Below are 5,559 nucleotides of genomic sequence, written 5' to 3' on the forward strand. Positions count from 1 at the left end.
GTGGAAGGCGATGACGCCGGGAGTGATCTCCAGCGTCAGCGGCTGGGCGAAAAGCGCCTGGCGCTGGGCCTCGGTCAGCCGCTCCTGCGCGTAGACATCGGAGGCCCACATGGTCTCATCGGCCGGGTCGGCGGCGACGCGGCGGTCGTGGTTGCCGCGCACCGTCGGCAGGTTCAGCGCCTGCAGCCGTTCCATCGTTTCACGCGGCCACAGCGGGCCGGAAACGCTGTCGCCGAGATTGACGGTCAGATCCGCGCCGCCGCGCAGACGCAAATCCTCAAGCACGGCGTCCAGCGCCAGCACATTGCCATGGATATCGGCGAGGACGGCGATGCGCATAAGGGGAGCTCCGTGGATGAGGCAGCGTTTCCTCTCCCTGTTTCGCGGGGGCGAGGAACGCCCTCAGGCGTGGATTTCGATATCGTGGCCGCCGACCGCCGGCAAAGCGGGATCGTCGCCGGCGGCGGCGATGACGCTGTCGAGCAGGCCGGGGAAGCGGGCGTCGAGATCGGCGCGGCGCAGCGTGATCATGCGGTTGGTTCCGACCACCTCGGCGCGGGTGACGCCGGCCTCGCGCAGTTTGGCCAGGTGGTAGCTCAGATTGGTCTTCGAGCCGAGATCGAGGAACTGGCTGCAGTTCAGCGGCACGCCTTGCTTGCTGGCGAGATAGCGCACGATGGCGAGCCGGGTCGGGTCGCCGAGCACGCCAAGCACGATCGGCAGGCTGATCTGGTCCGTATTGGGGTGTGGCAAGGTCATGGCTCGAAACTAAGCACAGTCGGGGCCGATTTCAACGCATCCGTCCTTTTGTGCCCGTACACACTGTTTCTCCGCTTCGCGACCGTGCTGACCGACCGTGCTGACACAGGGCTGTCAGGAGGGTTCTGCTATTTTCGCCTGACTTCATTGACATCATGCCCTGTTATGTCCAATTGTTCAATAACTTTTGAACTAAGGATATCAGCCATGGACAAGCGCCTCTTCTGGCTTGCGCTCGGATCGTTCACGATCTCGACCGAAGGCTTTGTCATCTCCAGCCTTCTGCCCGATATCGCGGCGGACGCCGGCATCTCCATTCCGCTGGCCGGCACGCTGATCACCGCCTTCGCACTCGCTTACGCGGTCGGTACGCCGATCCTGGCGACGCTGACCGGCGAATGGGACCGGCGCCGCGTCATCCTGTGGACGCTGGTGTTCTTCGTGCTCGGCAACATCGCCGCCGCCCTGAGCTCCTCCTTCGAACTGCTGCTGATCGCGCGCATCGTCATGGCGCTGTCGTCGGGCCTGTTCGCGGCAACCGCGCAAGGCACCGCGGTGGCGCTGGTCGATGACCATCACCGGGCGCGTGCCATCGCCGTCGTCGTCGGCGGCACGACAGTGGCCGTTGCGGTCGGCGCACCGCTCGGCGCCCTTGTTGCGGCCTTCGCCGGCTGGCGCGGCACCTTCTATGCCATCGCCGGGCTCGGTGCGCTTGCCGGTGCGATCCTGTGGTACCGACTGCCGCAGGGCATCGTTGGCACCAGGCTGCCCTTGAAGCGCAGGCTGGCGGCTGCGATGCGTCCAGGCGTGATGCCGATCCTTTTGACGACAGTGCTGGCGCTGATCGGCGCCTTCACCGTCTTTGCCTATGTTGCGCCATTGGCCATCGAGGGCGGCGGGCTCAGCCAGATCGCGCTGCCCGGCATGCTGCTCGCCTTCGGCGTCGGTGCCGTCATCGGCAACATTGCCGGCGGCCAGGCAGCCGATCGGTTCGGCGCGACGCATACCGTTGGCTGGTCGCTGGCGCTGAGCGCCGCCATGCTGGTCTTGCTGTCGGTCATACCGGCCTTCCTGCCGCACCATATTGCCGGGCCGGCGCTGATGGCGATGATGGTGCCGTGGGGCATCGTCGGCTGGGCGTTCCCACCAGCGCAGGCGAGCCGCATCATCAAGCTGGCGCCCGATGCCGCCCCGATCGTGCTGTCGCTCAACGCCTCGGCGCTCTATCTCGGCGTGGCGCTGGGCGCCGTGGTCGGTGGTGCGGTGCTGCGCTACGGCGCGCCGGCCGATCTCGGCCTAGTCGCTGCGATCTTCCCGATCATCGCGCTGGGCGTCGTACTGGCCGGCCGCTGGGTGGCCCGGCCGGCCGCCATGCCGGCTGAGTAGGTCCTGTTGGCAACACCGGCCCAACGCCTCAGGGCGTGGCCGGCGGCAGATCGAAATCCAGCGCGGCGATCTCATCGAGAGCCGCGCGCAGCCTTTCCGCCTTGTCGTTGCCGGCCACGTCCTCGAAACGCTGCTGGGCGATGTGCCACAGCTTCATCGCCTCATCGAGCTTGACCAGACCCTGCGGCGTCAACCGCACGCGCTTGATGCGGCGGTCGTCCGGGTCGGCGAAGGTCTCGACATAGCCGTCGCGGATCAGCGGCTTCAGCGTATGGCCGAGCGCCGACAGGTCCATGATCAGCGACGCGGCGATGGCGCCCATCGCCGGCTCGTCGCCGATATGGATCTGGTAGAGCAGGCCCTGCTGCGTGGCCTTCAGGCCCGAAGGAGCCATGACATCATCATAGAACTGGCCGAGCTTGCGCGCCGCTCGACGCAGCATAGCGTTGTTGCAGAGGGTCAGGCCGGGCAGGGTGTCCTTTGACATGATGGGTCCTTGGCGCCGACGAATGATATCCGGCCGCTGCCTCCCAAATAATCCTCGTTGCGATCATTGACAAGATAGTGGCATATGCCTATTTCCAAATTAGTGGTATATGCCACTAATTGAAATCAGATGGCTTTGCCGGTAAGGCGAGGGTGATTGCCCACGGTGCCGGCGGCCAGGTCGAAACGAAGCAAATCAGTCGAACAAGGAACAGGACAATGAGTGGACAGAGCAACAAGGGCACGGCGGTCGTCACCGGTGCTTCGGCGGGCATCGGCGCGGTCTATGCGGACCGGCTGGCAGGGCAGGGCTACGATTTGGTGCTGGTGGCGCGGCGCGCCGACCGGCTGGAAGAGCTGGCCGAGAAGCTGCGTTATGCCTACGGCCGCAAGGTCAGCGTGATCAGCGCCGATCTCGCCGACGACAATGACGTCCGCCGCGTCGAGCAGGCAGTATCAGCCGACGAGAGCGTGACGCTGCTGGTCAACAATGCCGGCATTGGTGGTGCGCAGGTGGTGGCGACGGCAGACGCCGATGCGGCCGAGCGCATGATCAAGGTCAATGTCATCGCCTTGACACGCCTGACCCGCGCCGTGCTGCCGGGGTTTTTGGCGCGCAACCGTGGCGCCGTCGTCAACATCGCCTCGGTGCTCGCCTTCGACACCTCGTTCGGCGGCATCTACAGCGGCACCAAGGCCTATGTCGTCAACTTCACCGAGGCCCTGCAGCGCGAGGTCGCGGGTACCAAGGTGAAGGCCCAGGTGGTGCTGCCCGGCGCGACCCGGACGGATTTCTGGGAAATTGCCGGCAGCGATATCGACCAGCTTCCGAAGGAAATCATCATGACGGCCGACGATCTGGTCGATGCCGCACTTGTCGGCCTGGCCAAGGGCGAAGCCGTTACCGTGCCGGGGCTTGCCGACGCCGCCAAGCTCGACACGTTCCTTGGCGCACGGCTGGCCTTCTACGGCAGCCTGCACGCCGACAAGCCAGCGGCACGCTACGCGGCTTGAAGCAAGGCGTGGCGGTTGGCATTACGCCGACCGCCACATCGGGACGATCGAGGCGGCCAGCACCAGTGCCAGCACGATGTTGAGCGCGCGCCATTGCCATTCGGTCTTGAGCAGCCGGGCAAGCAGCATGCCGGCCACGCACCACAGCGACAGCGAGGCGGCGGCCGCGAGGCCGAAGGTGGCGCCGAGCAGCAGCGCGAGTTGCATCGGCCCGCTGGCCAGGGCCGCGAACGAGGCTGCGGCGCCCAGCCCCATCGCCCAGCCCTTGGGGTTCATCCATTGGATGCCGGCGCCGCCGAGAAAGCTGTTCGGTCTGGCCATGGTCACATCCAGATTGGGCGGTCCGCTGCGACCGATCTTGATCGCCAGCCAGACGAGATAGAGCGAGCCGATGACCTTCATCGCCAGCTGCAGCGAGGGCACGGCAAGCAGCAGGCCGGCGAGCCCGGCCGCAGCGGCACCCGTCACCGTGGCAAGGCCAGCGGCGCTGCCGACCAGCAAGGGCACGGAACGGCGAAAGCCGAACTGCGCGCCGGACGCGGTCGACAGGGTCGTGGCGATGCCGGGCGTGGTGGTGGCAACGATGGCGAAGAGGATCAGTGGGATGATGGGCTCAAGCATGCGGCGTCCTCTGTGAGAGGGCTGCCATCGTAGCCGCGCACCAACTTCAGTAAATGCAATGTTTGCTATGGTCAGCATTAGTAAGCATAATGCCAGCCATGATCCGAAATCTCGACATGGCGCTGATCCGCACCTTCGTGACCGTCGCCGACAAGGCCAGTATGACGGCGGCGGCCAACGCGCTGCACCTGACGCAAGGTGCTGTCAGCCAGCAGGTCAAGCGGCTCGAGGAGGCGCTCGGTTCCAGCCTGTTTGAGCGCGATCGGCGCGGCTTGCGGTTGACGCGTGCCGGCGAACAGCTGTTCGGCAAGGGCAAGCGCCTGCTTGGCCTCAATGACGAGATCTGGGCCGAAATGGCAGGTACGCCGATGGCCGGGCAGGTGCGGCTCGGCGTGCCTTACGACCTTGTCGGCACCTTGCTGGCGCCGGTGCTGAAAACCTATGCCGAGACCTATCCGCAGGTCGAGATATCGTTGGTCTGCGCCTCGTCGCCGGAACTGACTGCTGCCCTTGCGGCCGGGACCATCGACCTTGCGGTGATCGAGGAACGCGTCGGTCCGTCGGCGGGCGAATGCCTTGCCATCGACCGGCTGGTCTGGGTCGGCGCCAAGGGCGGCGTTGCCCGCGCCAAGCGGCCGCTGCCGGTGTCGATCGTCGCCGACACCTGCGCTTTCCGCCCAGCGGTGCTGGCGGCGCTCAGCGAGCATGGGCTGGAGTGGCGCACGGTGTTCGAAAACGGCAACATCGACGCGACGACGGCGACGGTGCGGTCGGACCTTGCGGTGACCACCTGGCTGGCCTCCACGGTGCCGGCCGATCTCGACATATTGCCATCTGAGTCAGGCCTACCGCCGCTGCCGAATTTTGCCATCAACCTGCATCTTCCGAGGCATGGGGTAGGCCCGGCGGCGCAGGAATTCGCGCGGCATATCCGCGAGGGGCTGGCACGGCGGCCGCAGGCGGCTTGAACGCTTCGCTCCGCTGGAGCACCCCTCATCCGTCTCGGCGCTGCGCGCCGATCCACCTTCTCCCACAAGGGGAGAAGGCAAGATTGCGCGCATGTCCCTGCCAATTACCGACGTTAAAGATTGGCCGAGCCACATGCCCCAGGCTCCGCCTTCTCTCCTTGTGGGAGAAGGTGGCCGAGCGAAGCTCGGTCGGATGAGAGGTGCTCCAGCTTGGCGCCACGTTTCGGCAGTTCTATTTCCAGTTCTTGCGCCGCTCGATCTCGGCGTCGGATGGCTCGCCTGTGACAAACGACCCGGTCTTGATCTCGCTGGATCGTTCGTAGGT

At 65.8% G+C, this 5,559-nt stretch carries 7 protein-coding genes and 1 pseudogene; 3 read left to right on the forward strand and 5 right to left on the reverse strand.

The window, feature by feature from the left end:
- A partial coding sequence (locus EN935_RS20250) for a metallophosphoesterase (protein ID WP_164771220.1) occupies positions 1-339 on the reverse strand: 339 nt, incomplete at its 3' end.
- Positions 340-402: 63 nt separating this feature from the next.
- Positions 403-759, reverse strand: a complete 357-nt coding sequence (locus EN935_RS20255) for a helix-turn-helix transcriptional regulator (protein ID WP_109659972.1) — start codon at positions 757-759, stop codon at positions 403-405.
- Positions 760-966: 207 nt separating this feature from the next.
- Here EN935_RS20255 and EN935_RS20260 point away from each other — a divergent pair, with 207 nt between their 5' ends.
- A complete protein-coding gene (locus tag EN935_RS20260; protein WP_109659974.1) occupies positions 967-2,145 on the forward strand; it encodes an MFS transporter in 1,179 nt (392 codons plus the stop codon).
- Positions 2,146-2,173: 28 nt separating this feature from the next.
- Here EN935_RS20260 and EN935_RS20265 read toward each other — a convergent pair whose 3' ends face one another.
- Positions 2,174-2,632, reverse strand: coding sequence for a MarR family winged helix-turn-helix transcriptional regulator (locus EN935_RS20265; protein ID WP_109659977.1), 459 nt, complete (start codon positions 2,630-2,632; stop codon positions 2,174-2,176).
- A gap of 218 nt (positions 2,633-2,850) precedes the next feature.
- On the opposite strand from EN935_RS20265, the gene EN935_RS20270 reads away from it, so the two are divergent.
- On the forward strand, positions 2,851-3,645 hold the full coding sequence (locus EN935_RS20270) for an SDR family oxidoreductase (protein ID WP_127264861.1): 795 nt from the start codon (positions 2,851-2,853) through the stop codon (positions 3,643-3,645).
- A gap of 21 nt (positions 3,646-3,666) precedes the next feature.
- Here the strand turns inward: EN935_RS20270 and EN935_RS20275 are convergent, their stop codons facing one another.
- Complete coding sequence (locus EN935_RS20275; RefSeq protein WP_127264862.1) at positions 3,667-4,266, reverse strand: LysE family translocator; 600 nt, start codon at positions 4,264-4,266, stop codon at positions 3,667-3,669.
- A gap of 98 nt (positions 4,267-4,364) precedes the next feature.
- Between EN935_RS20275 and EN935_RS20280 the strand changes: the two genes are divergently transcribed.
- Positions 4,365-5,234: a LysR substrate-binding domain-containing protein gene (locus EN935_RS20280; protein ID WP_127264863.1), complete on the forward strand. Its 870-nt coding sequence runs from the start codon at positions 4,365-4,367 to the stop codon at positions 5,232-5,234.
- A gap of 232 nt (positions 5,235-5,466) precedes the next feature.
- On the opposite strand, the pseudogene EN935_RS42900 reads toward EN935_RS20280, so the two are convergent.
- Positions 5,467-5,559 (reverse strand): annotated as a pseudogene (locus EN935_RS42900) (dihydrofolate reductase); the annotation flags it as partial.

The organism is Mesorhizobium sp. M7D.F.Ca.US.004.03.1.1, from assembly GCF_003998635.1.
Taxonomy (GTDB): domain Bacteria; phylum Pseudomonadota; class Alphaproteobacteria; order Rhizobiales; family Rhizobiaceae; genus Mesorhizobium; species Mesorhizobium loti.